Source organism: Bacteroides caecigallinarum (genome assembly GCF_021530995.1).
Taxonomy (GTDB): domain Bacteria; phylum Bacteroidota; class Bacteroidia; order Bacteroidales; family Bacteroidaceae; genus Phocaeicola; species Phocaeicola faecigallinarum.
Window position 1 is genome coordinate 1 of sequence record NZ_JADYTF010000373.1, and the last position, 251, is coordinate 251.

General features: G+C 43.4%; 2 protein-coding genes. One reads left to right on the top strand and one right to left on the bottom strand.

Translation table 11 applies throughout. The features are described 5' to 3' along the window. Positions 1-121: transposase (locus I6E24_RS17090; protein WP_235329877.1), on the top strand; the 121-nt coding region annotated here is incomplete at its 5' end. On the opposite strand, the gene I6E24_RS17095 is transcribed toward I6E24_RS17090, so the two are convergent. Next, a complete protein-coding gene (locus I6E24_RS17095) occupies positions 102-248 on the bottom strand; it encodes a transposase (RefSeq protein ID WP_317218751.1) in 147 nt (48 codons plus the stop codon). The two genes, I6E24_RS17090 and I6E24_RS17095, sit on opposite strands and share 20 nt — an antisense overlap. Positions 249-251: the final 3 nt, after the last annotated feature.

The following is a 251-nucleotide window of genomic DNA, read 5'->3' on the forward strand; positions in this document are numbered from 1 at the left end:
AGGCATCAACAACAAGATAAAGGTCATGAAGAGAACGGCATATGGATTTAGGGATGAACGATACTTTGAATTGAGGCTATATGCACTGCATGATTGCCGCATCACGCGAAATGTCGGATGAACCTGTCTTTTTCCATGTGGTATTGCACCCTGCGTATTTCATCCAGCTTCTCGTTCATAAGCTTTACCACATGGAAATGGTCAAACACGTGCACCGCATTCGGGCAATTTTCATATACAGAGGAGATGAA